Source organism: Micromonospora sp. DT47 (genome assembly GCF_049844475.1).
In the GTDB taxonomy this organism is placed as follows: Bacteria; Actinomycetota; Actinomycetes; order Mycobacteriales; family Micromonosporaceae; genus Micromonospora.
The window spans coordinates 1-616 of sequence record NZ_JBNCLC010000070.1 but is presented as its reverse complement, the minus strand read 5'-3'; the positions used below and the strand labels follow the sequence as shown (position 1 = coordinate 616).

The 616-nt window shown below is 71.4% G+C and carries 1 protein-coding gene; it reads right to left on the bottom strand.

The features are described 5' to 3' along the window. A partial coding sequence (locus ACLQ2U_RS32185) for a hypothetical protein (protein WP_425754643.1) occupies positions 1–616 on the bottom strand: 616 nt, incomplete at both ends.

Below are 616 nucleotides of genomic sequence, written 5' to 3'. Positions count from 1 at the left end.
GTGCCGCTGAACCGACCGGTCAGCACCTGCGCTCCGTTGAAGTCGGCGGGGACGTTGTTGCCGGTGACGCCGTTGCCGCGCGCGCCGATGTTGGTGCCGGCCAGCGCGGAACCCTCGGTGTCGCCGCTGCCGAGCCAGAGCCCGGACGGCAACCCGTTCGCCGCGCCGACGGTGAGCAGGTCGGACACCCCGTCACCGGTCAGGTCCGCGTCCGCGGCCGTGGCGGCGGGGTTCGAGTTGAAGGTGACGCTGGCCGTCTCACCGAAGTTGCCGCCGGCGGAGACGCTGGTGACCGTCAGGGTGTTGGTGAACCGGGTGGGGGAGACCGCGATGGTCGCCGTGCCCGCGGCGTCGGCCTGGACGTCGACCGGCGGCCCGGCGTTCAGCTGGTAGACGTACGCGCTCGGGATGGGGCTGGTGCTGGTGACGTTGTCCGGCTTGGTGATGGTGAAGTTCGCCGGGACGCTGACGGTGGTGGACAGGTCAGCCGGTTGCGGGATGTTCGGCGCGCCCGGCCGGGTGGGGTCGAACGTGAAGGCGCAGGTGGCCGACCAGTCACTGGGGGTACGGAAGTCGGTGGCCTGGACCTTCCAGGAGAAGCTGGTGAGCGCGCCGG